Consider the following 25456-nt stretch of genomic DNA (forward strand, 5'->3'; position numbering starts at 1 on the left):
TAAGTTAAGGCTAAGCGTATTTTAGCAGACGACATTTTCCCGGATTGCCCTTTAAGTTATTTTACAAAGTCTTCCCGCATGGGCGTGAACAGGTCTATCAAAACACCCGCTTCGATACAAACAGCTCCGTGCATGACATTTGAGGGAATATAATATCCATCTCCTTTTTTTAGGGTTTGTTTTTTATCTGCGATGGTAACCTCAAAAACTCCGCTTTCAACGTAGCTCATCTGGGTATGGACATGCTTGTGTGGTGCTCCGATCCCGCCTTTCTGGAAATCGATTTTTACCATCATCATGGTCTCGTCATAAGACATGATCTTGCGCTTAACCCCGGGTCCGATCTCCTGCCACGGAATATCCGCATCGATTATAAATTGCTTTCCTTTTGCAAGCTGCGCAGGACTTTGAGCAAATAAATGGCTGGAAACCAATAATATGCCGAAAAATAAGACGAGTGTTATGTTGATTTTTTTCATTTTAATTATTTAATGTGTTAAAAAATCCGCCCGCATGGGTGTAAAAATATCAACCAGAATTCCTTCTTCTAAACATAACGCGCCATGTACAACGTCAGGCTGTACGTGATAAGCATCCCCTTTTTTGAGCATCTGTTTTTTGTTTCCGATGGTAATTTCAAAACTCCCGCTTTCGATATAGCTCATCTGGGTATGGAAATGACTGTGCAGGGCACCAATCCCCCCGATCTCAAAAGCTACTTTGACCATCATCAGATTATCGTCGTAAGCCATGATCTTCCTTTTCAGCCCACTCCCGAGATCTTCCCATGGAATGTCGTTATCCTGAATGTATTCTTTACCTTTCAATTGCTCCATTGCTATTAGCGTTTATCTGAGATCATGCATAGCCACAGCGTCCATATCCGTATAATCCTTATTTTCTCCGGCCATACCCCAGATAAACGAGTAATTGGAAGTACCGCAGCCCGAGTGGACAGACCAGGGCGGAGAAATAATCGCCTGGCGGTCAGAAACCCATAGATGCCTGGTTTCAGAAGGCTCGCCCATCAAATGTAAAACCTTTTGGTTATCAGGAATATCAAAATAACAATATGCTTCCATCCGCCTGTCGTGGACGTGGGAGGGCATGGTATTCCAAACGCTTCCTGTCTGCAGAACGGTGAGCCCCATCACGAGCTGGCAGCTTTGGATCCCAGCCAGATGGATGTATTTGTAAATCGTGCGGTGATTGGAAGTTTCCATACTTCCTACGGTGAGCGGGGCGGCGTCTTCTTTTGTGAACAGGGTAGTCGGGCAGGTCTGGTGTGCGGGGGACGACAGGAGATAAAATACCGCCGGACTGGCCGGGTCGCTGCTTGAAAATAGTACTTCTTGCGTCCCTTTGCCCACATAGAGACAGCTCATTTTTTTTAATTCAAAAACTTCCCCGTCCGTACTTATTTTCCCGTCTCCGCCAATGTTTATGATACCGATTTCCCGCCGTTCCAGAAAATAATCTGCTTTTAAAGCATCATAAGTTTCAAGCCGGATCGGGGTATCAGTGGGAATTGCTCCTCCGATCATCACGCGGTCATAATGCGAATAGACAAAATGTATCTTTCCGTTTTCAAATATATTTTCAATTAAAAAATTCTCGCGCAGGACTTCGGTATTCATTTGTGATACTTCCTTGCGGCTGGATTCAAATCTTATTTGCATACGTTTTAGCTATCAGCTGTCGGCTGTCGGCCTTCAGCTATTGGATATTGGTTTTGATTTTTTGTTGCAATTTATCTTCCCATCCAGCCGCCGTCTACGGTAAGGATGGTGCCGTTGACGTAGCTGGAAGCATCTGATGCAAGAAACAATACAGGGCCCTTGAAATCTTCGGGCAAGCCCCACCGTCCGGCGGGTATGCGGTCGAGGATGGATTTGCTCCTGACAGGGTCATTTCTCAGCGCTTCGGTATTGTCGGTATTGATATAGCCAGGAGCAATGGCATTCACATTGACGCCCTTGCCTGCCCACTCATTGGCCAATGCTTTGACGAGACCGCCTATGGCACTTTTGGAAGCCGTGTAGCCCGGTACATTGATGCCTCCCTGGAAAGTCAGGAGCGAAGCGGTAAAAATGATCTTGCCATAACCTCTTGCAATCATTTCCTTACCCAGTTCACGGGACAGGATATAGGGTGCGTCCAGATTGATGTTCAGTACCTGGTCCCAGTATTCGTCGGAATGTTCTGCGGCTGGTTGACGCAAAATGATTCCTGCATTGTTGACAAGAATATCGATTTGCTGGTGGTCTTTTTTTACCTGATTAATAAACTTGTAAAGACTTTCACGGTTTCCAAGATCGGCCCGATACGGATAAAATTGTCGTCCGGTACTTTTAACGGATTTCTGAACTTCACTTTCAGCAGCAGATATGGATGAAGAAACGCCGATAATATCTGCTCCTGCTTCCGCCAGAGCCTGCGCCATAGCTTTTCCTATCCCTCTGTTGCATCCGGTTACGAGCGCTTTTTTGCCAGAGAGATTAAATAAATCGATGGTATTCATGAATGGTTTTGAAATTGGCTTTTACGGGGTAGACGACGAAATTTGCGTCGGTATAACCGGATCAATGGTTTGGTGAGTATAGACCGAATCATTAGAAATATCAAATATTGAATTGTCTTTTTTTGTGCAATCGTTATCGGGAACGTTATCAGGCGCTCGGTTAGGGAGGTAAACCCACCGGTTTTTATATCCTCCTAATTTTTGTACATTCAGCAAGCGCTTAATTCGTTACGCTTCATCTCCTGTTTAATTTGCAATAAACCATTTTTTGCTTGGATACAATTACAATTAAAGATATAGCCAAAGCGCTGCACCTCTCTACGTCGACGGTTTCACGTGCGTTGAGAAACAGTTACGAGATCAATGCGGAAACCAAGCGGCTGGTAATGGAATATGCCGAGAAAATGAATTACCGACCTAATCCGATTGCATTGAGTCTGCGGGACAGCAAAAGCAAATCGATAGGCGTTATCATTCCGGAAATTGCCAATAATTTCTTTTCACAATTGATTAATGGAATAGAGTCGATCGCTTACGATTCGGGCTATCACGTGGTGATTTTCCAGAGCCACGAATCCTATGAGCGGGAAGTAGCGAACACGAATTATCTGGTTTCGCGCAAAGTGGACGGCCTGCTCGTGTCGCTTTCCAGTCTTACAACGAATTTGTGGCATTTTGAGGACCTCATCAACCGGGGCCTGCCGATCGTATTTCTTGATCGTGTCCCCAAAGAGGTTGAGACGCACAAAGTAGTGGCGGATAATTATGCAGGTAGCTATGAGGCTACGGAGCACCTGATCCGTTCGGGCAGGCGGCGGATCGCCCATCTGACAAGCCCGATCTATCTGTCGATCACCAGTGAGCGGCTGGCGGGATATAAACAGGCACTTGAAGACAATGGTATTCAATTTGATGAGGCTTATGTCAAATACTGCGATCACGGCGGAAAAGTGACGAGCGAGAATGAAAAAGCGGTGCGGGAAATGCTGGATCTGCCTGAACCGCCGGATGCTATTTTTACCGCAAGCGACCGGCTTACTACCGGCTGTATGTCGGTTTTACATCAAAGGCATATCCGGATACCGGAAGAGATTGCCATTGTAGGTTTTACCAATATCGGCGTCGCCGATCTTTTAAACCCACCTCTGACTGCAGTGGTACAACCCGCCCTTGAAATGGGGCAGCAGGGTGTAGAGCTGCTGATCCGACTTATCGAACACCCCAATAAAGCCGGTGATTTTGAAACCCGGTCGTTGAAAACTTCTCTGGTCATCCGGGAGTCGAGCGCGGGGAAGATCAGGAGGGAATAATTATCTTGCGGCTCCATTCAATTTTTACATGATATGATCAGCCTTCCGATTGGTGATGCTTTGTTCAATTACAGAGTTGCAGGCGTTGCCATTTTAAACGGGAAAGTACTTTTGCACAAAACACCTTCCGATAAATTCTGGAGCCTGCCGGGCGGCCGGGCCGAGCTTTTTGAATTTTCAAAAAATACATTGATCCGAGAAATGATGGAAGAAACCGGCATGCATGTGACGGTCGGGGAAATGCTTTGGGTCTCCGAGAATTTTTTCGTGTACAATTCGATCAAACACCATGAAATAGGATTTTATTTCATGATGGAGATTCATGAATTGGAAAATCAATCAGACTTTCTGGGCAAAGAAGGATCAGAAGACTTGCTATTCAAATGGTTCGACATTTCTGAGCTGCATAGCATAAAAGTTTATCCCGAATTTATCGCCGGCCAGCTATCCGGTAATGCAGAACCCGCAAGAAACTTTACTGCTGATTTCAGAGATCTCGATGCATTCTGACTATTTGGTCATATAACGCCAGGTAACTTTTCCGACCGTGCCGGGTTTCCCTTTTTCTTCCGCGGAAATGCTTCCTTTCAGCTCGCCGTTTTTCTGACGTTCCACCTTGATTTCCCGCCACGAGAAGATACCTTTTTCATAAGCGAAGGTTTCTCCGTCATCATCATATAGTTTGTAGTTCCCGTTTTTTTCTCCATAATGACGGATTTCCAGGTCTACTTTCTCGTTAGCTTTCGGGGCGTGCAGCATCACAGGCATCATCGGGACAATACCACCATCTTTTACAAAAACGGGTATCTTGTCCAAACCCGGCGTGATCGTTATTACCTCTCCGTTTCCTGCCAGCTTTCCGGTGTAGAAGTCGTACCATTTTCCTTTTGGAAGGATCACTTTGCGGGAAGTTTCTCCTGTAAACAGCGGCGCAACCAGTAAATATTCGCCTGCCATATACTGGTCTTTCACTTCTTTTGTAAGCGCTTCCTCGTAAGGGTTTTCTTCAAGGTTCGTTGCGGTTTTTTCATTTTTCACTCCTGAGCTGAATCTCTCTTCCAGGCTCATTCCACGGAATGGAGGAGTGCCTTTGTAGTGATATTTGGCAAATTCGGAATACCAGTACGGCATCATTTGCATACGGAGTTCCGCGACGGCTTTGATTTGGGGCGCCACCTCCGGAAATGTCCAGGGCTGCATGCTCGTAGACCATGCATTGATCATCGCCATAGGCGAAAAGCAAACGGTTTGAAATCTTCTCAGCCATTCTTCCGCAGTTTTAGAAGCGCGCACTTCGGGCGTCCACAATACCCCGGCGTACCCGCTGTTGATCAGAGCGGTAATGAAATCTTCGTGGCTGTAATTGTCATTGTAGATCACATAAGGGAATGAAGAACCGCCTGCGTTGGAGCCTCTTACAAGGCCATAAGTACGCATGTTGTTGTTCCTGAACATTTCATAAGAATACTTCTGGACAAGCAGGCCGTAAGTCTGGCGCATTTGCTCGGATGAGTGGCCCGAGGGGAAAATGGTCACGTCGGGCCATAAGTAGGAATCAAAACCGTCCACTTCGTCGATTTTATAACCGCTTACACCTATTTTGACATGCTCTTTTTCAAACTGGTCGAAGAGAATTTTGCGCGCTTCGGGCATGGACAGATCGGGTATGGTACCGTTCCAGACTGTATGTGAGGCGGTGTACGGGTCAATTTTTTTGTAAATAGATGCGTCCGGGGACACATAGGGATTGGTCCAAAGGTTGATCTTCACACCGACCGCATCCATTTCTTTCACAAACTTTGCGGGATCGGGGAATCTCGTTTTATCCCATTCAAAAGTACAAGGGTATGATTTGCTTTGCCAGCCGGGTTCCAGTCCGATAAAGTCGAGCGGGTAGCCTCTGTCTTCAAATGCTTTGGCTTCCTGTTTTACCTGCTCAGCATTATACAGCCTGTGCACACGTTGCGTAAAACCCAGGCCCCACCGCGGCGGCAGGCAGCCGCCTCCGCTCAGGAGGTTGAAACGCTGAATGGCATTGATCGGCTTTGGTCCTGCAAAAACATACATCTCGATCCCTTCCGCCGGGACCAGCATCTCAACCGCATCGGAATAGGGATGCGCACTCCAGTTATCGTCCGTGTTCCTGTCCTGTACTTCCGGTGGATTTTTACTGTCTTTCCTGACGCCGTGGCCAGCATAGACGTCAATGTATTTAGCGGAATTTACAAAAACACCATAGCCCAGAGATGATACATAAAACGGGGTAGGAGCGTGGGTTCTTCCATTGTCGGACTTGCCGTAATGGTCAGCATGCAGCTGCATGATCCTTCCCCGCTGATGGATTGTCTGGAAGTTTAAGCCAAATCCAAAAAGCTGCTCATTCCTTTCCAGCGGCAATCTGATATAGGTTTTGCCCAAATGCATTTCAATAGAAATGTCTTCCTTTTTTAATGGAAATGCAGCTTTGTCCAGCGTCTGCAGAGTGGCGGACGGGGTTACATTGGCCGCTTTCAGAAGATCATAGGCATCGGGCTTTCCGGCAGTGCCTTTCCAGACGCCAGGGTAAATTTCCTGCCACTGGATATTTTGAGCAGAAGAACGAGAAGGTGCAAGATAGAAAATCGTGCAAAGCAGCAGCAGAAACGTGAGACGCATGACGTAAGGGCCTGATTAGGATGGTTTAGAATATAAGAAGTGATTATATTTTTATACTAAAAGAATTTTTAGAAAATTATAGTCTATTAAACTTGTAGGATAAATAGATTAATAATATCTTTGCAGCAGACGTACCGAAAATGCACTATCCCTAACAGTTATGTACTACGAGATTGAAGACGAATTAGGTAATGTATCTACTATCCAGCTGAAAGACCGGGAGGCTGAGCACTCGCTGACAGTGTTGAAAAATGGTGACCTTGCGCCACTTTTTTATCTTAAAAATGAAGAAGGAGCTGCAATCACTTCCCTCACCGGCTTTTCGCTTTCCAATGATGCGCGGTCGATCATCGATTTGCTGCAGTTTAAACCTTTGGTGTTGAGTTTCTACTGCAATTGCTGGGGCAGTTACGCACCCAAGCATCTGGCTGTGGTACAGAAGCTGGCACCGCAGGTAGAGGCACTGGGTGGTCAGCTGCTCATATTGACAAATGAATCCCAGAAAGAGATAGAACGGATATCCAGAAAGCTGGAAACCGAATTGCCGATCTATCATGACAAGGATTACCATGTAGCCAGGTCTTATGGTGTTTACTCTGAAACTTCACCGATCTGGGACCGCATAGCCGGGATTTCTGATGAGGTTTTCACGCCTTCCCTGTTTGTGATTGGCAAAGACCGAAGGATTGCCTACAATTTTGTGGACGAAAATTTTGATAATACACCTGATACAAAGGCAATTCTTAAAGAAGTGTACGATTGGAAGTATAAAAAATAGCCTTATTACACAGTAATATCCCGCATCAGCCTTGTTGTCATTATATTTGACGATCCGGCTTCGATGCGGGATTTTTTTATCAATCAAATAACATATCGTCATAAAATGACTTTAACCGCCAGGGCCGGGATCCGGTCCAAGCTGCCCAATGTAGGTACCACTATTTTCACAAGAATGTCGAGGCTTGCCGAGGAGCATCATGCGATAAATCTTGCTCAGGGTTTTCCGGAATTTGACTGTGCACCGGGTTTACAGGCGCTCGTTGACAAATATCTGAAACTTGGCAAAAATCAATATGCACCCATGGCAGGCGTGACCGCCCTTCGGGAAGCGATTGCGAAGAAAGTTTATGAGGCTTCTATGAAAGAATATCATCCCGAAACCGAAATTACGATTACCAGCGGTGCAACCGAGGCGTTGTTTGTGGCATTAAGTACCGTCGTGTTTCCAGGTGACGAAGTAATCGTTTTCGAGCCGGCTTATGACAGCTACGTTCCGGCGATAGAACTGAACGGGGGGATTCCGGTCTTTGTAACCCTTGATCCTCAATACCAGTCGATTGACTGGCAGGAAGTGAGATCAAAAATTACCGACAAAACAAAAGCGATTATCATCAATACCCCGCATAACCCGACGGGAAATGTATGGAAAGCAACGGATATGCAGGAACTGGCACAAGTAGCGGAGCTGCATGATCTGATTGTGATCAGTGATGAGGTTTACGAACATATTATTTTTGACGGACGGGGCCATATTTCGGCTGCCTCAGTTCCCGCACTTAGTGAGCGGACGTTTCTCTGCGGATCATTTGGGAAAACGTTTCATACCACAGGCTGGAAAGTGGGCTATTGCCTGGCCCCTGCCGGATTGACGGCCGAATTCCGGAAGATTCATCAATACCTGGTTTTCAGCGTAGTAACCCCGTTCCAATATGCAATTGCAGAATATCTGAATGAGCCGCAGCACTACCTCGAACTGGCTGCATTTTATGAAAAGAAAAGAAACATTTTCCTGGATGCCATCAAGGATATCGGGTTTATAGCAAAGCCGTCCGAAGGCAGTTTTTTTCAAAACGTATCTTACGAAAAATTATCAGAAGAGCATGACCTCGCCCTCGCGGAGAGGCTTACCAAAGAGGTGGGCGTAGCGTCGATACCCCTTTCTTCCTTTTACGATAAAGCCACAGATTACAAAACATTGCGTTTTTGTTTTGCCAAGAACGATGATACATTGCTCAAAGCCGGAGAATTACTGCAGAAAAAAAAATGGTAGGATGAGATTTTAATCCATGAAAAAAGTCGTATACTTGTGTGACAAAATACGGATTTTATGAAAGCCATCAATTATGAAATGCCTAAGGATAACCCGCTCCTGATGGCAGCCGAGCCCGAAGTAATGTATCTCTCCCAGCAGGATGTAGGTCTTTTTTCAATTGATAAATTTCACGCATTATCCCAAAAGCTTTTATTCACACAGGCAGAATGGGCGGATATCCTGCACATCAGCGACCGGACATTGCAGCGGTACCTCAAAGAAAACAAACCCTTTGAAGGGCTGTATGCCGAGCATCTATATCAATTGGATAATATGGCAGATCTCGGGCTTCTGGTTTTTTCATCTGCCAAAGCGCTGGAAGAATGGCTTCGAACACCCCGCACGGTGCTCGGCAAAAGTCAGGATTTTACAACACTCCGGTCTTTTTGGGGTGTAAAGCAGATCAGTAATGAATTGGGGCGTATTGAGCACGGGGTTTATATATGATCGTTTACCGGCTTGCGGCAAAGGACTATATCCTTGATAGGACCGGAACAGGTGCGAGATTATTCGGTGGCCGCTGGAATCCGGTAGGGCACTCCTGTATTTACACAAGCGAACATGTCTCGCTGGCCCTGCTGGAAAAATATGTACATGCCAATTCCAAAGAGAACATGAAGCGCATCGCTCTGATGCGGATGGAAATTCCTGAAGACAAAAACCTCATTTTCCATATAGATGAAAAGCTGTTGAAAAACTCCTGGACGGAGGACACTTCTTACTCTCAATGGCTTGGAGAACAGATCCTGGATGACCTTTCAGTAGTTGCATTTACTGTTCCCTCGGCCGTAGTTCCTTCCGAAAGGAATATCATTATCAATCCGCAGGCTATTAAGTTCGAAGAGGTAAAGTTTCTGGACCCTGTGGATTTTACAACTGATTATCGCCTGCTGAGCCGTTTGCTTTCTTAATTCGCAGCCGATTATTTTTTGAAAAGTAATGCCTTAATCGGCTGTATTTTTGTGATGATCAATGTAGGGATCAGCAAAATGAGTCCTGATATGATAACTGTTACGACATTGACCAATACAAAAACCGGCCAGTCGAAAACGATGGGGACAGTATCCATATAATAGTTTACGGGGTCGAGCGGGATCAGCTTAAATTGATGTTGCAGCCAGCAAAACAGTAGTCCTCCGGCATTTCCAATAATTAGTCCTTTTCGGACCATGTGCAATCCTACCCGGAAAAAAACCATCCGGATCTGTTTGTTCGGACTTCCCAATGTTTTCAAAAGTCCTATCAGCGGTGTACGTTCCATGATCATCACCAGTAAAATGGAGATCATATTGAAACAGGCTACAAAAAGAATCAGGGACAGAAAAACGGCAGTATTCCTGTCCAGCAATATCAGCCAGTCGAAAATCTGGGGAAAACTGCTGGTAACTTTCTGAATGTAAACTTCCGGCGGCAGCAACGTTCTCAGCCTGTTCGCTACGTCGTCCAGTTTCTCGAAATTTTTGAGATAAATTTCATAGGTACCGACAGAGTCCGGCCCCCAGCCATTGAGTCTTTGGACCAATGCCAGATCTCCGATGATCAGATTGTTATCAAATTCCTCCATTTGCGTATCATATATCCCGGCGACGGTGAGTTTTCGAGGACGCGGCGGATTTTGCAAAGAGTACATAATCACTTCATTGCCAGGCTTTAAAAGTAGCTGGGAAGCAATTCTGCTGCTGATAATGATTTCTGAGGAATAACCGTACTTAATGGAAGAAGAATCTTTTCCAGTGATCAGGTTCCCTTCCACAAGGCTTTTTTTAAAGGTATTCCAGTCATAATCTTTGCCGACCCCTTTAAAAACCACACCCTTGATCTCGTCCGGTGTTTTAAGTATGCCCGATTTGTGCGCAACAGCCTGCCAGTGGGCTATTTCAGGAATTTTCGGGAGCTCGTCAGATACAGGATTCCTGATGGCCAGCGGCCCGTCTTCAAAAGTATTTCCCTGAGCAAATGCGCGAATATTGATGTGTGCGCCAAATAAGAATATTTTTTGCCGGATGGTTTGTTTGAAACCAAGCAGAACAGCAAAAGCAATAATCCCGACTGCAACTCCGATCGCAATACTGGCCACTCCGATACGTGAAACGGTGGCTGAAAATGAGCCTGCTTCGTTGTGACGTATGCGTTTGGCGATGAATGAGGGAAACTGCAAGAGGAATCTGTTGGTTAAAATTTACGTTTGGCAAAAATAGGGAAAAACTTTACCGGTTCTAAAACGCATTTTTTTATTAAGTTGCCTGAGGAACGATTTTTAAGTACCGTAACCCACAATTAATTAAACAGAACACTTTTCTATGCCATTGATCAAAGCAGCCTCAGGGGTAGTAAATCAAACGCCGATGGCGTGGGAATCTAATACCAAAAATATTATCAATGCAATTGAAGAGGCTAAAAAACAGCACGTTAGCTTGCTTTGTTTGCCTGAGCTTTGTATTTCCGGATATGGTTGTGATGATTATTTTTTTGCTCCTGATCTGGCCGCTCAGGCTTTGAACTGCCTGATTGAAATCGTTCATGAAACAAGCGGGATCGTGGTGGCTGTGGGACTGCCTGTGAGGCATAATAACAGTTTGTATAATGCGGCGTGCCTGATCTCAAACAAACAGATCGTGGGTTTTTATTGCAAACAAAATCTTGCCAATAACGGAATCCACTACGAAGCACGCTGGTTTCGCCCGTGGCAGGCAGGATCAGTGGAGAGTATAGAGGTAAATCAGATGATATACCCGATCGGTGATATTATTTTTGATCTGACTAACAGTCCGTTACAGGGGAATTCGCAGGGAGTTAGGATAGGATTTGAGATTTGCGAAGATGCCTGGGTTTCAAACCGTCCGGCGCGAAGACATTACGAACGCGGCATTGATATTATCCTCAACCCGAGCGCCAGCCATTTTGCTTTTCATAAGTTTATCACGAGGGAAAAACTGGTTGTAGATGCATCCCGGTCTTTTTCATGTAGTTATATTTATACCAATTTGCTCGGAAACGAAGCAGGTCGCGCTATCTACGACGGCGATGCTATGATTGCTTCCAACGGCGACTTGCTGGTATCCAGCCAGCGGTTCAGCTATGAAGATTATCTGATCACCTCGGCCGTGATTGATACGGATTATACCAGGCTGAGCCAGGTGCAAAATAAAATTACAACACCTTCGAAGGACAAAACGTGGCGGGTTTCGGGGCGATTTGACTTTCCGGAAATTGAGCCTGTACCTCCTCAGGTACCGGATATTGAGCCTTTCGAAAAGGGTGGTGCGCTCAAAGAAGAGGAGTTTGCACGGGCGGTTTGTCTTGGGTTGTTTGACTATCTCAGAAAAAGCCGTTCGAATGGTTTCACGATATCACTTTCAGGCGGAGCAGATTCCTGCGCCTGTACTGCGCTTTGCGGGCTAATGATCCGGCTGGCAGATGAAAGTATCGGTATGAAGCGTGTGAAACAGAAGTTGTCTTACATTAAAGAAATCCAGTCAGCAAAAACCGAGGAGGATATAGCTCTCGCATTGATCCACAATATTTATCAGGGAACGGAAAACAGCTCGACGGATACACTGGAATCTGCACAATCGCTCGCAGAATCCATTGGTTCTACATTTTATAATATCAATATCAACGGCCTGGTTGAAACTTACAAGGGATTGATAGAAGATCAGATCGGCAGAAAACTGACCTGGCAGCAAGATGATATCGCTTTGCAGAATATCCAGGCAAGGGTACGGGCCCCGGGAGTTTGGCTGCTGACGAATTTGTCCAATCATTTATTGCTGGCGACTTCCAACCGTTCGGAGGTTGCGGTGGGGTATGCAACGATGGACGGAGATACTGCCGGAAGCATCAGCCCGCTGGCGGGCATAGACAAGCATTATTTGCGGCAATGGCTTCAGTGGCTGGAAAAAGCCGGATGTGAAGTGAAGGGGAAGCATATTAAAATCGAGGGGCTTAAAAAAGTGAATAGTTTACAGCCCACAGCTGAACTTCGACCGCTCGAACAGACACAAACCGACGAAGCGGATCTAATGCCTTACGAGTTTTTGAATATATTGGAAAAACTGGCGATCAGGGATAAAAAATCGCCTGTAGAATCGTACCGAAATCTGCATGTACGGTTTAAGGGGCTTTATGCGGATGAGCAAATTCTGGGTTGGACCGAAAGGTTTTTTAAGCTATGGAGCCGGAACCAGTGGAAAAGGGAACGTTATGCACCCTCTTTTCATCTGGACGACCTCAATCTTGATCCCCGTTCATGGTGCCGGTTCCCTATACTTTCCGGCGGGTTTGAAAAAGAGTTGCAGGAATTGCGGGAGTATGTGGCCGGAAGCTTGTCGCAGGGTAGCAGAAAGAGGATAGGATTTTGACTTGTGAATAACTGTAATTGTCTAAGGCAGTATACTGTCAGAATCGAAGATAAAGAACTATTTTTTCTGAAAGTCTTCTCAGCTCCGATAGGATGGAAATCCCAACGGGATGTAATTATTCTAGAAAAGTGATATGTAACTAAGCCGTGAACCCCGTCAGGGGTGACATCGCTGCGGTAATGCCACCCCTGACGGGGTTCTGAAAAATGTAGTAAGCCCGTTTTGTTATTATAATTTCAGCCCTTTAGGCTTTATTCCCGGTCGATTTTGAAAGAAATATAATTTTCAAATCCTGTTACAAAAACGAATCCCCAGCTGGAACCCGACCCAGCCGTAGCTTTTCTTGGAAACGTTTGGCGTTTCGCCAAGCCAGATTGGATCAAACCATTTGGTTTTTTCTGCATTGATGACCCCTGACTGGTTACCAGACAACAGATTCAACGAAGGGCCGGCAAAAACTGCCAGACCTCTCCCCAGTTTCTTTTCTATTCCCAAAGAAAAACGGAACAATCCGTAACCGATATTTTCCAGCGGATCGTCTTTGGGGAATACGACGCTGGCAGTCAGGTCCGCATTTGCCATCCAGCCGCGTCCCAGGTTTTGCCCGGTGCCGAATCCATATCCAAGCGATCCCAAGGGTTTGTCGGGCTGCAGTGCATTAAAGCCTAGTGTAAAAATATTGTAAAATCGGTCGACACCTGTTTTGAAGGAGGTACTGAAATAGTTGAATTCGTCGGTTGAAAACTCATAGCGTCGGTAACCGTTCCTGCGAACAAAACTGAACAGACCAAAAGGAACCGTCGCCGAAGAATCGGCAAAATTGACTGCGGCGATCTGATGCCCGCTCCGTACAGTGTGGGCGTAATTGTATCCTGCTGCAAGCTGGTAACCCTCCAAAACCTCTACAACCACATTTCCTGCCCCGGCGACCTGAAACCCGCGGAAATTCCTGCCAGTATAGTTAATGAGATTTGAGCCCTGGAAACCGTTGAAATTGCCCAATGTCAGGTTAAGGAAGTTGGCATATTGAAACCCATCGACATTATTGCCAACAATATTACTGATACCGGCGAGCTGAAATCCTGTGACATTCCCGCGTACTACGTTGAGTATGCTTCCAACCTCCATTTTCCTGACCCCCAGGGAATACCCCGCAATAAGGTTTACCGAATAATCATTGATAATGTTTCCGCTAAGCTGATGGTTGGTTCCTAAAAATGGTAAAACAGAAGCCTGGAATGGTCTGTGTAAAGTGTCTTCGATATTTCTGGTGTGGATTGCTTGTTTCGCGGAGGCAAATGCATTGATAAACTGGGTTTGAACTTTTTGATAGGTACCCTTCAATTTTTCATAATCTTTGCTGGCGACTGGCGCGGACAAGGCACTGCTTGCTGAAGGCATATTGGAAGCGACAGGATATTGCGGAACTGCTACCTTATGATGCAGTGAATCCACGCGACTTACGTGGCGTGGAGCTATGCCGGAAAGCGGTTTCAGCGTATCCGGGGTAAGCGTTATCTGCAGATATGTATCTTGCCGGCTTGGAATGGCAATACTTTTTGCAATATAATCCTCCTTGCGCACTTCCAGCCGGATATTCTGCTTTGAAGTCGGCAGCCGGATTTTGTAGTATCCATACTGATTGCTGACTGTTGAAGCCAATGTGACCGACTCATAAATACTGGCGTTGGCCAGCTTCAGACCCGTTTTGTTGTCAATGATATAACCATTCAGATTGAAGTTTTCCGGTTTTTCTTCTTCTTGTGTGGCAGTGTTATTTTTTTGTAAAATAATATATTTCCTCCGCTCCTTAAAAGTGACTTTGTCTTTGAATAACTCCGTGAGAATTTCGCGGATGCTCTGATTGTTGGCCTGAACGGAAACCCTGCCTTTGATATCGATCATATCAGGGCTGTACGAAAAACTAAAACCGCCCAGGTCGCCGATTTTTTGCAAAGTTTCATCCAGCGGTTGATTATTGATCCTGATGGTTATGCGTTTTTCAAGCAATTCTTGCGCATGGGCATGCACGCAAATTCCTGCCAAAAGGCAAATCAGTAATATGTACGACTTGAAGTTGAGCATTTTAATATGAGAAAGTTACCGGTTCACTGACAGCCATTTCCGTCGAGCCAATAAACCTTTCCTTCTTTTCTGAGGTTGAGATCCAGGGTTTCCGCGATCACAGAAAGTGTTGCATCCAGCGGCTCTTTTTCAAATCTTATCGTGAGCCGGCAGTCGGCGATCTGTTGATTGGTAAGCCGCACATCTACATGATAGCCATCCCGGATTGAATTGATCACATCGTCGAGATTAGCAGCATTAAAATCATATATCTGCGTACGATATCCGAGCATATTGATATTTGCCTGAATACTGCGGATGGTATCGTCCAGCACTTCTGCGCCCTGGCCCTTCACCAGCTCAATCTTACGTGCGTCTTTGCTGACCCTCACTTTTCCTGTGCTGACATCCACACGAACCGGTTTTTCCTTATAAGCCTTCACATTGAAAGATGTTCCCAGAACGCTGATCTCCGTTCCGTTTGCGTCAATCAGAAAAGGATGCGCAGCATCCGGTTTAACATCGAAAAACGCTTCTCCCTGTAATGAAACCGTCCGCACATCGCCATCGAAAGTTTCGGGGTACGTTAAGGATGAATTGTAATTCAGGAAAACCTTTGTGCCGTCGGGTAATATTTTCTCAATGGTATTATTGGTGGTAGCTATTTGCAGCGGCTCTCTTTTTTGACGGGTTTGCTCAAGGAAAAACCAGCCGAACGAAAGCATCAGCAAAGTAACAGCAGCAGCCACCCAGATTCGGAGCGGGAAATTCCGGCGCTTATTTTTTTGCCCAAAATCAATTTCCAATTCCTTTATCTCAGCATCGACGGGTTTTTGGGACGGACCTTTGTCCATCTTCATTTTCATTTTGTCCCACGCTGCATTGGTATTTACCGGGATCCGGGTCTTATGCATGGAGGATGAATGGTCCCAGAGCAGTCGGTAGGCGGCAAATTCCCGGGTATGCAGCGGTGAGCTGGCCAGCCAGGCATCCACTTCATTTTTTTCCTGTTCGGTCGCTGTATCTGCCAGGTAACGTGCTAACAGCTCTTCCGATATGTTTTCATGAGATGAGTTCATGGTTACGATCCGATTAACTGTTCAAGTAAAAGATAAACTGGCCACAACATCGCAGGCAGGTAATCTGCCAGCTCCAGACGCAGGATTTTCAAAGCTTTGCCAATCTGATTTTCAACCGTTTTGATTGAAATTCCAAGTTGTTCCGCTATTTCATGGTATTTTAATTCTTCAAATCGGCTCAGCCTGAAAGCTCTCTGGCATTGTTCCGGCAAAGTGCTCACTGCTTTCTCGATCCGCTCTTCCAATTCACTGGCGTGTATCACTTCCGTAACCGATTCGTAAGATTGTGGAATATAATTTAAAGTATAATCGCGGTGTGCTTCACGTACTGACGCATGTTTAAAACGGTTCAGACAATGATTATGTACCGCGCGGTACAAGTAGGATTTCAGAGAAAGGGTGATTTCGAGATCGGCCCGCTTTTCCCATATCGTCAGAAAAACGGTCTGAACCACTTCCTCTGATTCTTCTTCATCTTTGAGCAACGTGCACGCATAATTGCAAAGGCGCGGGTAGTACTTGCGAAACGTTTGTTCGAACGCCTGCTCGTCACCTCGTCGTATCGCGCTGACTATTTCTGGGTCGGAAGGATGCACCGATTGAGTTTTTTGATTTTCGGTCAAAAATAAATAATCTCCTTCGATTAATAGTTCCCGATAAAGAAGTGCGGTCGCTGCCACGTTTTAAGTCCCTTTTCTTCATGACAATCTGAAAACGTGTTACCCCTATGCATAAAAAATATTTTTTCCGATAGGGGTTTTGAAATTCTGAAATGTCTGGAATAAAACAGGCGTAAGCAGGTTTTTGTCATTTTTAAAGTTATAGCTCAATTCATCTATTAGCCATGAAACATTTACTTTTTTCTCTTTGCATCGGATTTTCACTTCTTATCGGCCTAGAATCCTGTGTTTATGTAAATTCAGGAAATGACATTCCTCCGCGGGGAGAAAGCACCCGGACTTACGATTTCAGGGGTTTTGATGAAATTGAAATGAGCCATGCTTTCCGTGTGCATGTACAGGCCGGGGCGACATTTTCGGTTTCCGCTACGGGCGAGCTCAATGATCTGGACGATCTAAATATTTTTGTCCAGGACGGGAAGCTGGTGGCGCGTTACAACAATTCGTGGAAGAATAACAGACGGCAAATGGATATCGATATCACCATGCCTGCGTTGGAATCGGTTGATTTTTCAGGTGCGGTGAATGCCTCTGTCGAAGGCTTTGAAAATTTGTCCAGGTTGGACTTCGAATTGTCGGGTGCCTCGCGCTGTGATTTTGACGGCACGGCCCAGTCGCTGGAATTTGATCTGTCGGGAGCTTCGGAGCTGAATCTTTTCGGCCATTCTAGGTACTTGGACGGAGAAATTTCGGGTGCTTCAAAATTAAACGCATTTGATTTGTCGGCAGAAGAATCTGATCTGGATTTGTCCGGCGCGAGCAGTGCGCGGGTCTGGATAACCGGATTTCTGGATGTGGAGGCCAGCGGCGCCAGCAGTATCCGGTTCAAGGGCAGTCCCCGAATCGAGCAAAAATTATCGGGTGGCAGCAGCCTGCGACCGGAGTAAGCTGCTTATTTGATCATGCCGTACCTGGCCCGGGCCTCGCTTTTCGACATTCCGTCAAAATGCCACCATTCTGTGGTGTTGGTTTTAAATCCGGCCTGGTTCATCACTTTTCGCAAAATCTGCCGGTTGGCGATCTGCTTTTGGGAAAGCTTGCCTTTGCTCAGCATTTCTTGTTCCGAGCGTGGGTAGGCGAGTGGGCCGAAGAAATCGAAATTGGTACCCATATCAAGTGGTGTACCTTTTTCATCAGCAATAGTAAGATCAATGGCACAGCCGAAATTATGATTGGAACCGATCCTGGGGTCTGCCACATACTGTGTTTTGCTCCGGGCCGGGATGTTCAAATTGTCCAGGGCATTCCAAAGGTCGTATTGAACGGAATTCGGCCGGGCTGCATCGTATACCAACAAGCTGTAACCAGGATTGGATTTTTTCAAAAGCGCAGATGCGTTGGCCAGCCTTTTGACCATTTCCGGCTGAAGGTATGCGCGGTTCAGGTCTCCGTAAACATCTTTGCCTATAAAATTGTCGGTAATGGAATATTTTAGTTCTACGAGAATTCCGGGAATCGCTTTCTGGATATCAACCAGGCCCTGATCGATCATTTTTTGTTCTATGGCAGGGACAGCGGCGGTTTTCGGTTCTTTTTTTGACTGGGAAAAAGCGCCGGTAATCAGGAGAAAAATGAAGGGAATTAACGTTAAAAGCCTTTTAAACATAAAAAATGAATATCTGTTGCGGGAATTGCGCAAAGATATTCATTTAGGGTTAGTACCGTAGGATCTAGTACCGTTTGATATTTACGCTGGTAAGGCCGCCTTCAAAGTGGATAACTATTTTTTTTGCAGCATTATCGAAACCATCCGAACGATAGTGACCGTTTCCTACTTTGTGTAGATCATCCATGCTTTTAGCGTTCAGCGCGCCGTCCATGAACATTTCGCAGCCCACGGATCTCGGTATTTCCACTGTTACTGAGGCTACGCCCGCTTCAATGTCAATGTCTGCATTGCTCAGCTTGTCACCCATTCGGATGTCCATATCCGCAACGCCAGTGCTTACTTTCAGCTTTTCAACTTTGTAATTACTGAAATCAAAATTACCTTTTCCGGCACCGATTCCCAGGTCGATATTCCAGACAGGTTTTTCGTTCAGCTGAATTTTCGCTTCGTTATTGATTTTTCCATTTTTGATCTTCACGTTGCCCTCTTCCATTTTCAGGTTGACAGTCGCGGAATTATCGAGTTTGTTGATGGAAGTATTTGACAGAAAGCCGACAATCGAGCTTTTGGTACTGGCCTCGAAAAGCTTGTCCGTATTGCCATTCAACGAAAATGACCCTGCACCACCTTCCAGATGAAAGTTGGCTTTCTGGATAAAATCTTCCATTTCATATTTATAAGATCCGTTTATCGGCTTTTTCCATTTGCCGTTTTCTCTTTCATCATCTCCGTCCCGGTCGTCGTCGCGATCACCGTCGTCTTCGTGGCCGTCATAATCATAATCATCATCGTCATGATCGTTCCAGCCAAAGTTCCAGTTGTTTCGGTCAAAAGCCCTGTCGGTACGATTTATAATTCCACCGAAAACGGCCAATATGATCAGCAAACCGACCAGGCCGCCGGAAGCACCGCGTTCCCCGCCCGAAACGAGCAGCAATGCGCCCGCGACTATCAGCAACACCGGCCAGTAAGGCAGGACTTGGTCCCATTGAATGTGGACCAGACCCATATTCCTAAGTAACCAGTACAACCCGATCATTACAAGTAACCCACCCCAGACTATGCCTCGTGTATTTTTCATAATAATTAAATGTTTGAACGGTTAGATGTGTCAGAATTCAGGAAGTGACGCAGCAGCAGAAGCCCTCCGGTGGTGATCATAATGATCGGCCAGAAAAATCTGCCAAAGTCGAATTCGGTCAGTTCTTCGATGAGAAACAGAGACCCGGTAATGATCAGGATTACTCCCCAGAAAATATTTCGAAAGTTCATGGCTAAAATTGTTTAGATAAAGGCTGGTAACTAATTCACTTTGATAATAGCATCGTCTTCGTCATCGGGCTTTTTGTTTTCCGGATCTTCGGGAAAGTGCGTCGCCGGTGAAGTTGATGACGTAAAAGGCGTATAAGGTTGCGGATCGGGTTCCACAGGCGCTGGTGCTACCGGTTCCGTCGGAGGCGGGGTGGTCGGGTAAACTGTCGTATTATGGTTCTCCTGCTCTTTATCACGCTGGCGCAAAATCAGGAATGCTCCGATGGCGATAAGAATGATCGGCCAGAAGTATTTTTTGAACTGGTACCAAACCGGAAAGTCATCTACCAGCATCACAGCTCCAAAGAATATCAGCACACCACCCAATATCATTACCGTCTGATCTGTTCTTTTTTTGTCAAAAATCGGATCACCTGGCGTGGAAGAACCGGTGCCAAACCCTGTTGTAGTAGAGGAATATGGCGCTGCCGGTCCGGTTGGTAATACTGCCCATAAAATGATATACAATATCCCCGTCCAGCCAAAGCTCGGTGGTATCGGAAGCAATAACATGACTACAAACAAAACACGTACAATAACTACATCGATCTGTAAATACTGTGCGATTCCGGAAGCAACTCCTCCAAATACTGCCTGATCGGGTATGCGGTGCAATTTCTTTTCCATAATAGGTTTAACGTTTATTTGTATTCAAAGGTAGTAGGTAATGCAAGATACTGCCATCCAGAAATTTATTATCGGTTAAGACGCGTGTTGAGTGGTTCTTTTTGAGGAGAGTTCGTTATTGTTCTTCCAGGGCTTCCAGAATATCCATCATACTTCCGAAATCTTTGTATCCCGGGCGGATTTCTTCGCTGCCACGCAATGCAATCCCGATGTGCGGGAAAAGCTCGGTAAGTGCAGCCACCGTAAATTCATTGTCCAGTCCAAAACCGACCAGTATCGGGTATTCTTCGGCCAGTGCGCCCAGCACCTGCATCCATTGCTCCGAAAGCTCGGCATCCTGGTCGCTTTCCAGTAAAAAATGGGATACGTCTCCTTCGTAGCGGCTCAAAATAGAGCTGATCTCGTCAGCTTCGTACAAATCCACGCTGATACGAAGGATGAGGGGCAAGTTCAGTTCGGCACGCAGGTAACTCAAAAGGCCCGGTGACTCTACCTGCACAGTATGCACAGGATATTTGCTCAGGGATTCCAGAATGGCCTCAGGATTGGTCTGAGCAGTTTCGGCTACCAGCGTTACGCCAGCCAGCCAGGAGCAGATATCTTCAAACTTTTTAGGGGAGATATAATTAGGGGAGTCTTCGTCTATGGAAAAACCAAGCATTTCTACCCCCATACCTGCACAATAACGGGCATCGGACAGATTGGTAACATTGCTGATTTTTACGGTTCTGGTAAGCATATCTATTTCAGGATTATTCACTGCAAAGATAGGCCTTGATTCTTTATTTCCCCGGAGTGAAGTTGCTCGATCGGGAAAATCAGGTCCCAATCCTTTCCCCATACTATATTTCCACGCTCTATTCTGAAGTTTTTAAAATGTTTCAGATTCTTGTACTTATCGTACTGAGGATGTGGGTTTTTATCCAAAAAATCCTGAAAGTTTATGACTTGTCTGGTACTGTCGGAAAACGTGATCTGGACTTTAAAGTCAGATACATATTCCGCGTCGGTTACCTTTATTGTTGAGATCATAACTTTTTAGTAATCTTTTTACTTTTCACCTTCTTTTTCAAAATAAAGAAATCGGTCCAGCGGTCAGCTATTTCAACAGCGTATATCTCGATTACTTTTTGAGCTTCTTTTACTTGCTTGGCGGGCAGAGGCTCAATTCCCGAAGCTTGCCTGATCTGGACATCTTTTAAATTTCCATTTTAAAAAAACAATTCAAAAATACTCTCGAATTCATTGTATGATACATGAACATGAATCGGAAGGTGCTCATTTGAATAGAAATAGAAGATAATCCCGAAGTATTCTAAAATTTTTGGCATAGTGTGTAATTGAATTATATACTAAAATAATGAAAAAAGACAAGCAATCGGAAGGCCGGGTTGGGACTTCTTCTTTTGCTTGTCTTTTGTGCTGATTTAGATTGTCAGGTTTTTCGGGGGGAATAGAGTTATGCAGCCACCAATTTCATAGTTTCTTCCAATAAAAAACCTCTTAGGCTAAGATCTGCGTCCAGTTCTGGCCAGTGAATGCCGTAGTCGGAAACAGTATATTGTAACAATTCCCAGTCAATAGCCTGTTCTAACACTGGATATGAGGACAATGAACGTTGGATAATACGACGATTGTTCAATACAAAAATAGCCAAGTCCAGCTCTCTGAAACACGTAAAGAACTTTATCCTTAAACGATTATCGCTAATAACCTTGTCTAATTTGTCGCGAACAATGTTCATACTACTTCGCCGAAAACTTATACTTTGTTGTCGTATTATAAGTTTCGCCCGGGTTCAGCACGGTTGATGGGAACCCTGGCTGGTTTGGGGAATCGGGATAATGTTCTGTTTCCAGGCAAAAACCGAACCTTTTGGAGTAGGTCGCATTTTTCCCTTTCAGGCTGCCGTCGAGGAAATTGCCAGTATAAAACTGAACCGCCGGCTCAGTGGTATACACTTCCATAAATCTGCCGCTTTCCGGATCTTTTACGGTTGCAAAAAGTACAAGTCCAGGCTCGGACCTTTTAATTACCCAGCAGTGGTCATATCCTCCTCCGTTTTTGATCTGCTCATCTTCGATCTTGTCAATGCCGGCTTTTACCGCAGTTGGTTTTCTGAGATCAAAAGGTGTTCCTTCCACGGCCCGCAGTTCACCGGTAGGGATCAATGTAGCGTCGACCGGCACAATGCTGTCGGATGCTATCGAAACTTCATGGTCCAGAATATCACGTTTCAAGCCTGTGAGGTTGAAGTAGGAGTGATTGGTCAGGTTCACGACGGTGGGTTTGTCGGTTGTGGCATTGTAGTTGATGGACAATGCATTCTCATTATCCAACGTGTAGGTAACTTTTACAGTAAGGTTACCCGGATAGCCTTCTTCCATATCTTTGCTAACATACTCCAGTTCGAGGCCGACAATTGAGTCCTTATTGATTTCGGTCGCCTTCCATATCACTTTGTCAAAACCTTTTTTTCCTCCGTGCAGCGCATTGGGTCCATTGTTAATGGCCAGCGAATACTCGGTTCCATTGAGCTTGAATTTGCCTTTTCCAATACGATTACCATACCTTCCAACCAACGCACCAAAAAACGGATGTCCCGCCAGGTAGGGAGCAAGCGAATCAAAACCAAGCACAACATCGGCCCATTCGCCTTTTTTGTCAGGCGCTGTGATTTTGGTAACAATACCTCCATAATTTGTGATGTTCACAGTCATACCATTGGCATTGGTAAGGGTATAAAGGTCAGCCTTCTGGCCGTCGGGAAGTTTGCCAAATTCTTCTTTGGAAATAGTACTGATCATGGTTTCTTCTTTATTGTTTTCTGAGCAGCTGAAAATAGACATGCTGATCAGTGTGATTAGAAAAACGGGTAGTTTTTTCATAGTAAAAGGTTAAAAGTTCGCGGCATTATTTTATTTCCCCGGTACCGTCCGTGATTTTCACGCGGTAGCAGGGCAAATCGATGTGATACTGATCCAAATAGGCCTTTTTCATGCTTTCCTCAAAATCGTCAACGGCGCTGTTCTCGACCAGGTTAATCGTACAGCCGCCAAATCCCCCGCCCATCATCCTCGCTCCCAACACAGATCCGTTGCCCCTTGTCTGATCGACCAGAAAATCCAGCTCCGGGCAGCTGACCTCATATTCATGTTGCAGGCCGTCGTGCGTTTCGTACATCTTTTTTCCGAAATCTGCCAGATTTCCATCGACGAGCAGATCGCAGGCGACCTGAACACGCTCTATTTCTTCAGTCATAAATTTGCAGCGGCGATACACCACCTCGCCCAGCTCGTCTTTATGAGCTTCCACAAGTTCCGGAGAAGCGTCCCGCAGGCTTTCGATGGCTGGATTGTACTTTTTCAAAATCGCAGTCCCTTTTTCGCATTCGAGCCGCCGTGTATTGTATTCCGAGCTGGCCAGGGAATGTTTAACACTTGTGTCACAAAGCACAAGCAGGTAATCCTGCATCGGAAAAGGAAAGTACTGGTATTCAAGCGAACGGCAGTCCAGACGGATCACCGATTCCTCCTTTCCAAAAGCAGAGGCAAACTGGTCCATAATCCCGCACTGTACGCCCACGTATTCGTTTTCAGCCTTCTGTGACATTTTTACGATCGAAAAGCGGTCGAGCCCTAGCTCAAAAATTTCATTCAGAGCGAATAATAGGCAGCATTCCAGAGCCGCAGAAGAAGATAATCCCGCGCCTACCGGAACATTCCCTCCGAAGGTGGTCTGAAAACCGCCGATTTTATATCCGTTTTTATGGAGCTGGTCAACGATCCCGATCTGATAATGGGCCCACGATTGAGCAGGTTTTGAAAGATCATCCAATGTAAATGAATAAGTCTCATCTAAGTCCGCCGCGTAAAGAATCACCTGATTATCTTCCCTGGGCGAAACAATAAAATACACCGCTTTGTCGACACTGGCCGGCAGCACAAATCCATTATTGTAATCGGTATGCTCGCCAATCAGGTTTATTCTGCCCGGGGAGCGGAAAATCCGCGCCGTATCCAGGGTTTCCGGTCCGAATTTAGCGGCATATTTATCTTTTATTCCCTCAACTATATTTATTTCAGTAGTCAGCATTTCCGGTTGTGATCTGGTCTTTGTTTGTTAATATCCTCTAATCAGATTTACCTCGTTCACAACGTTTCCGCCATTTTCAATTGCAAAAATGTTGTTGAGAAACAAATCCACCTTCCCCATGTGCTCGTTTTTGTGACCGCCACCGGTATGTTGCGTCAGTACAACATTGGGCATACTCCAGAGAGGACTATCCTGAGGCAAAGGCTCTATTTCTGTTACATCCAGCACCGCACCATCCAGATGTCCGGAATTAAGCGCATCAATCAATGCGTTTTCATCCGTTGTACTTCCACGGCCCACGCTGGCATAAACGCTGTGTTCTTTCATTTTGGAAAAAAACTCCTGATCCGCAAAATGCGTGGCAGTTCCGGGAAGTGTATTGATCACCAGATCGATATTTGGCAGCTCATTGAATAAATCCTCCCGGCTATGGAGGTCAGCGTCGGGAGACGTCCTCGCCATCATGTGTGTATTGCAGCCCAATCCTTTTAAAATCGCGTTTACAGCTTGGCCGATTGTTCCGGCTCCCAGTATCACTACATTTTGTTTGTAAAGTATCCTGAGCTCAGCCCTGAGCTTTGAGCCGATCCATTCTGATTTTTGTTTGAGCAAGGTAAGTGTGTCCAGCCCGCGGTACAAAGCAAGGACGCCGCCAACGATAGATTCAGCGCAAGGACGTGCAAACCAGTCTCCCATATTAGCCACTTTTACATTGCCGTCCAGGGTAATTGATGCGTACTGGTCAAATCCGGCCGAGTCCAGCTGCCAGAATTTCAGGTTTGCAGGTGCGTTCTGAAACCATTCGACCGGCGGATTGCCCAGGATATAGTCCGCAAACGAGAAATCCTCTTTGATCTCCTCGTCGGATGTGCCTTCTGTGCGGAAAAAAACCTTATGTTGGGATAGTGACTCACTCAGCTTATTTCTGAGCGATTCATCCAGGATGGAATGGCAGTAGATAATCATTGAATGTTTTTGTTTAAAGGGATAAAGTAAACCATTTTTACCTTTATCGCCCTGTTTTTGATAGCTTAAAAAATTGCGCGAAGCGC

At 45.6% G+C, this 25456-nt stretch carries 28 protein-coding genes; 8 read left to right on the plus strand and 20 right to left on the minus strand.

Going from position 1 to position 25456, the window contains the following annotated elements:
• Positions 1–56: 56 nt before the first annotated feature.
• From FBF61_RS27075 to kduD, 4 genes are all read right to left on the minus strand, one after another.
• Positions 57–479 carry a cupin domain-containing protein gene (locus FBF61_RS27075; RefSeq protein WP_138483294.1) on the minus strand — a complete coding sequence of 141 codons (423 nt, stop codon included), beginning with the start codon at positions 477–479 and terminating at the stop codon, positions 57–59.
• Between the two features lie 9 nt (positions 480–488).
• A complete protein-coding gene (locus tag FBF61_RS27080) occupies positions 489–836 on the minus strand; it encodes a cupin domain-containing protein (protein ID WP_138483296.1) in 348 nt (115 codons plus the stop codon).
• Positions 837–848: 12 nt separating this feature from the next.
• Positions 849–1679 carry a 5-dehydro-4-deoxy-D-glucuronate isomerase gene (gene kduI / locus FBF61_RS27085; RefSeq protein ID WP_138483298.1) on the minus strand — a complete coding sequence of 277 codons (831 nt, stop codon included), beginning with the start codon at positions 1677–1679 and terminating at the stop codon, positions 849–851.
• Positions 1680–1750: 71 nt separating this feature from the next.
• Entirely contained in the window at positions 1751–2521 is a 771-nt protein-coding gene (gene kduD / locus FBF61_RS27090; protein ID WP_138483300.1) for a 2-dehydro-3-deoxy-D-gluconate 5-dehydrogenase KduD, read from the minus strand.
• A 272-nt stretch (positions 2522–2793) separates the two neighbouring features.
• On the opposite strand from kduD, the gene FBF61_RS27095 reads away from it, so the two are divergent.
• Complete coding sequence (locus FBF61_RS27095; protein ID WP_138483302.1) at positions 2794–3831, plus strand: LacI family DNA-binding transcriptional regulator; 1038 nt, start codon at positions 2794–2796, stop codon at positions 3829–3831.
• A 33-nt stretch (positions 3832–3864) separates the two neighbouring features.
• Positions 3865–4341 (plus strand): NUDIX hydrolase, encoded by a 477-nt coding sequence (locus FBF61_RS27100; RefSeq protein ID WP_138483304.1) that lies wholly within the window; start codon positions 3865–3867, stop codon positions 4339–4341.
• Here the strand turns inward: FBF61_RS27100 and FBF61_RS27105 are convergent, their stop codons facing one another.
• A complete protein-coding gene (locus FBF61_RS27105) occupies positions 4342–6486 on the minus strand; it encodes a glycoside hydrolase family 31 protein (RefSeq protein WP_138483306.1) in 2145 nt (714 codons plus the stop codon). It lies immediately after the preceding gene.
• A gap of 160 nt (positions 6487–6646) precedes the next feature.
• Between FBF61_RS27105 and FBF61_RS27110 the strand changes: the two genes are divergently transcribed.
• The 4 genes from FBF61_RS27110 to FBF61_RS27125 all read left to right on the plus strand — a co-directional run bounded on the left by FBF61_RS27110 (position 6647) and on the right by FBF61_RS27125 (position 9489).
• Entirely contained in the window at positions 6647–7264 is a 618-nt protein-coding gene (locus FBF61_RS27110) for a redoxin domain-containing protein (RefSeq protein WP_138483308.1), read from the plus strand.
• 105 nt (positions 7265–7369) lie between these two features.
• Positions 7370–8536, plus strand: a complete 1167-nt coding sequence (locus tag FBF61_RS27115) for a methionine aminotransferase (protein WP_138483310.1) — start codon at positions 7370–7372, stop codon at positions 8534–8536.
• Positions 8537–8593: 57 nt separating this feature from the next.
• Complete coding sequence (parS, locus tag FBF61_RS27120) at positions 8594–9025, plus strand: type II RES/Xre toxin-antitoxin system antitoxin (protein ID WP_138483313.1); 432 nt, start codon at positions 8594–8596, stop codon at positions 9023–9025.
• The gene (locus FBF61_RS27125; protein WP_138483315.1) at positions 9022–9489 is read left to right on the plus strand and encodes an RES family NAD+ phosphorylase; all 468 of its coding nucleotides are present in this window, start codon (positions 9022–9024) and stop codon (positions 9487–9489) included. The genes parS and FBF61_RS27125 overlap by 4 nt, the downstream gene beginning before the upstream one ends.
• An 11-nt stretch (positions 9490–9500) precedes the next feature.
• On the opposite strand, the gene FBF61_RS27130 is transcribed toward FBF61_RS27125, so the two are convergent.
• Complete coding sequence (locus FBF61_RS27130) at positions 9501–10736, minus strand: ABC transporter permease (RefSeq protein WP_138483317.1); 1236 nt, start codon at positions 10734–10736, stop codon at positions 9501–9503.
• Positions 10737–10878: 142 nt separating this feature from the next.
• On the opposite strand from FBF61_RS27130, the gene nadE reads away from it, so the two are divergent.
• On the plus strand, positions 10879–12939 hold the full coding sequence (gene nadE, locus FBF61_RS27135) for an NAD(+) synthase (protein ID WP_138483319.1): 2061 nt from the start codon (positions 10879–10881) through the stop codon (positions 12937–12939).
• A gap of 285 nt (positions 12940–13224) precedes the next feature.
• Here the strand turns inward: nadE and FBF61_RS27140 are convergent, their stop codons facing one another.
• From FBF61_RS27140 to FBF61_RS27150, 3 genes are read right to left on the minus strand one after another with little or no spacing between them, the layout of a single operon-like run.
• On the minus strand, positions 13225–15024 hold the full coding sequence (locus FBF61_RS27140; protein WP_229215245.1) for an STN and carboxypeptidase regulatory-like domain-containing protein: 1800 nt from the start codon (positions 15022–15024) through the stop codon (positions 13225–13227).
• A 23-nt stretch (positions 15025–15047) separates the two neighbouring features.
• The gene (locus FBF61_RS27145; RefSeq protein ID WP_138483321.1) at positions 15048–16082 is read right to left on the minus strand and encodes a FecR domain-containing protein; all 1035 of its coding nucleotides are present in this window, start codon (positions 16080–16082) and stop codon (positions 15048–15050) included.
• A gap of 2 nt (positions 16083–16084) precedes the next feature.
• Positions 16085–16705, minus strand: coding sequence for an RNA polymerase sigma-70 factor (locus tag FBF61_RS27150; RefSeq protein ID WP_138483459.1), 621 nt, complete (start codon positions 16703–16705; stop codon positions 16085–16087).
• A 221-nt stretch (positions 16706–16926) separates the two neighbouring features.
• Between FBF61_RS27150 and FBF61_RS27155 the strand changes: the two genes are divergently transcribed.
• Positions 16927–17649 carry a head GIN domain-containing protein gene (locus FBF61_RS27155; protein ID WP_138483323.1) on the plus strand — a complete coding sequence of 241 codons (723 nt, stop codon included), beginning with the start codon at positions 16927–16929 and terminating at the stop codon, positions 17647–17649.
• Positions 17650–17654: 5 nt separating this feature from the next.
• Here FBF61_RS27155 and FBF61_RS27160 read toward each other — a convergent pair whose 3' ends face one another.
• The 11 genes from FBF61_RS27160 to FBF61_RS27210 all read right to left on the minus strand — a co-directional run bounded on the left by FBF61_RS27160 (position 17655) and on the right by FBF61_RS27210 (position 25370).
• A complete protein-coding gene (locus FBF61_RS27160; RefSeq protein ID WP_229215246.1) occupies positions 17655–18254 on the minus strand; it encodes a M15 family metallopeptidase in 600 nt (199 codons plus the stop codon).
• A 178-nt stretch (positions 18255–18432) separates the two neighbouring features.
• Positions 18433–19452, minus strand: a complete 1020-nt coding sequence (locus tag FBF61_RS27165) for a toast rack family protein (protein WP_138483327.1) — start codon at positions 19450–19452, stop codon at positions 18433–18435.
• Positions 19453–19457: 5 nt separating this feature from the next.
• Entirely contained in the window at positions 19458–19643 is a 186-nt protein-coding gene (locus tag FBF61_RS27170) for a LiaI-LiaF-like domain-containing protein (RefSeq protein ID WP_138483329.1), read from the minus strand.
• Between the two features lie 30 nt (positions 19644–19673).
• Positions 19674–20309 (minus strand): PspC domain-containing protein, encoded by a 636-nt coding sequence (locus tag FBF61_RS27175; protein WP_138483331.1) that lies wholly within the window; start codon positions 20307–20309, stop codon positions 19674–19676.
• Positions 20310–20424: 115 nt separating this feature from the next.
• Entirely contained in the window at positions 20425–21048 is a 624-nt protein-coding gene (locus tag FBF61_RS27180) for a hypothetical protein (protein ID WP_138483333.1), read from the minus strand.
• A gap of 17 nt (positions 21049–21065) precedes the next feature.
• Positions 21066–21341, minus strand: coding sequence for a DUF2442 domain-containing protein (locus FBF61_RS27185; RefSeq protein WP_138483335.1), 276 nt, complete (start codon positions 21339–21341; stop codon positions 21066–21068).
• A gap of 179 nt (positions 21342–21520) precedes the next feature.
• Positions 21521–21640 (minus strand): DUF4160 domain-containing protein, encoded by a 120-nt coding sequence (locus tag FBF61_RS35670; protein ID WP_138483337.1) that lies wholly within the window; start codon positions 21638–21640, stop codon positions 21521–21523.
• A gap of 128 nt (positions 21641–21768) precedes the next feature.
• On the minus strand, positions 21769–22053 hold the full coding sequence (locus FBF61_RS27195) for a DUF2442 domain-containing protein (RefSeq protein ID WP_138483339.1): 285 nt from the start codon (positions 22051–22053) through the stop codon (positions 21769–21771).
• A gap of 1 nt (position 22054) precedes the next feature.
• On the minus strand, positions 22055–23197 hold the full coding sequence (locus FBF61_RS27200; RefSeq protein ID WP_138483341.1) for an aldose epimerase family protein: 1143 nt from the start codon (positions 23195–23197) through the stop codon (positions 22055–22057).
• Positions 23198–23222: 25 nt separating this feature from the next.
• Entirely contained in the window at positions 23223–24404 is a 1182-nt protein-coding gene (gene galK / locus FBF61_RS27205; RefSeq protein WP_138483343.1) for a galactokinase, read from the minus strand.
• A 27-nt stretch (positions 24405–24431) separates the two neighbouring features.
• A complete protein-coding gene (locus FBF61_RS27210) occupies positions 24432–25370 on the minus strand; it encodes a D-2-hydroxyacid dehydrogenase (RefSeq protein WP_138483345.1) in 939 nt (312 codons plus the stop codon).
• Positions 25371–25456: the final 86 nt, after the last annotated feature.

The sequence above is a fragment of the Dyadobacter bucti genome, assembly GCF_005869225.1.
Lineage (GTDB): Bacteria > Bacteroidota > Bacteroidia > Cytophagales > Spirosomataceae > Dyadobacter > Dyadobacter bucti.

Bases quoted from the DNA above. Each gene is read 5' to 3' on its own strand.
- FBF61_RS27075 (WP_138483294.1), bottom strand. From the start codon at position 479: ATGAAAAAAATCAACATAACACTCGTCTTATTTTTCGGCATATTATTG.
- FBF61_RS27080 (WP_138483296.1), bottom strand. From the start codon at position 836: ATGGAGCAATTGAAAGGTAAAGAATACATTCAGGATAACGACATTCCA.
- kduI (WP_138483298.1), bottom strand. From the start codon at position 1,679: ATGCAAATAAGATTTGAATCCAGCCGCAAGGAAGTATCACAAATGAAT.
- kduD (WP_138483300.1), bottom strand. From the start codon at position 2,521: ATGAATACCATCGATTTATTTAATCTCTCTGGCAAAAAAGCGCTCGTA.
- FBF61_RS27100 (WP_138483304.1), top strand. From the start codon at position 3,865: ATGATCAGCCTTCCGATTGGTGATGCTTTGTTCAATTACAGAGTTGCA.
- FBF61_RS27105 (WP_138483306.1), bottom strand. From the start codon at position 6,486: ATGCGTCTCACGTTTCTGCTGCTGCTTTGCACGATTTTCTATCTTGCA.
- FBF61_RS27110 (WP_138483308.1), top strand. From the start codon at position 6,647: ATGTACTACGAGATTGAAGACGAATTAGGTAATGTATCTACTATCCAG.
- FBF61_RS27115 (WP_138483310.1), top strand. From the start codon at position 7,370: ATGACTTTAACCGCCAGGGCCGGGATCCGGTCCAAGCTGCCCAATGTA.
- parS (WP_138483313.1), top strand. From the start codon at position 8,594: ATGAAAGCCATCAATTATGAAATGCCTAAGGATAACCCGCTCCTGATG.
- FBF61_RS27125 (WP_138483315.1), top strand. From the start codon at position 9,022: ATGATCGTTTACCGGCTTGCGGCAAAGGACTATATCCTTGATAGGACC.
- nadE (WP_138483319.1), top strand. From the start codon at position 10,879: ATGCCATTGATCAAAGCAGCCTCAGGGGTAGTAAATCAAACGCCGATG.
- FBF61_RS27140 (WP_229215245.1), bottom strand. From the start codon at position 15,024: ATGCTCAACTTCAAGTCGTACATATTACTGATTTGCCTTTTGGCAGGA.
- FBF61_RS27145 (WP_138483321.1), bottom strand. From the start codon at position 16,082: ATGAACTCATCTCATGAAAACATATCGGAAGAGCTGTTAGCACGTTAC.
- FBF61_RS27155 (WP_138483323.1), top strand. From the start codon at position 16,927: ATGAAACATTTACTTTTTTCTCTTTGCATCGGATTTTCACTTCTTATC.
- FBF61_RS27160 (WP_229215246.1), bottom strand. From the start codon at position 18,254: ATGATCGATCAGGGCCTGGTTGATATCCAGAAAGCGATTCCCGGAATT.
- FBF61_RS27165 (WP_138483327.1), bottom strand. From the start codon at position 19,452: ATGAAAAATACACGAGGCATAGTCTGGGGTGGGTTACTTGTAATGATC.
- FBF61_RS27170 (WP_138483329.1), bottom strand. From the start codon at position 19,643: ATGAACTTTCGAAATATTTTCTGGGGAGTAATCCTGATCATTACCGGG.
- FBF61_RS27175 (WP_138483331.1), bottom strand. From the start codon at position 20,309: ATGGAAAAGAAATTGCACCGCATACCCGATCAGGCAGTATTTGGAGGA.
- FBF61_RS27180 (WP_138483333.1), bottom strand. From the start codon at position 21,048: ATGCTTACCAGAACCGTAAAAATCAGCAATGTTACCAATCTGTCCGAT.
- FBF61_RS27185 (WP_138483335.1), bottom strand. From the start codon at position 21,341: ATGATCTCAACAATAAAGGTAACCGACGCGGAATATGTATCTGACTTT.
- FBF61_RS35670 (WP_138483337.1), bottom strand. From the start codon at position 21,640: ATGCCAAAAATTTTAGAATACTTCGGGATTATCTTCTATTTCTATTCA.
- FBF61_RS27195 (WP_138483339.1), bottom strand. From the start codon at position 22,053: ATGAACATTGTTCGCGACAAATTAGACAAGGTTATTAGCGATAATCGT.
- FBF61_RS27200 (WP_138483341.1), bottom strand. From the start codon at position 23,197: ATGAAAAAACTACCCGTTTTTCTAATCACACTGATCAGCATGTCTATT.
- galK (WP_138483343.1), bottom strand. From the start codon at position 24,404: ATGCTGACTACTGAAATAAATATAGTTGAGGGAATAAAAGATAAATAT.
- FBF61_RS27210 (WP_138483345.1), bottom strand. From the start codon at position 25,370: ATGATTATCTACTGCCATTCCATCCTGGATGAATCGCTCAGAAATAAG.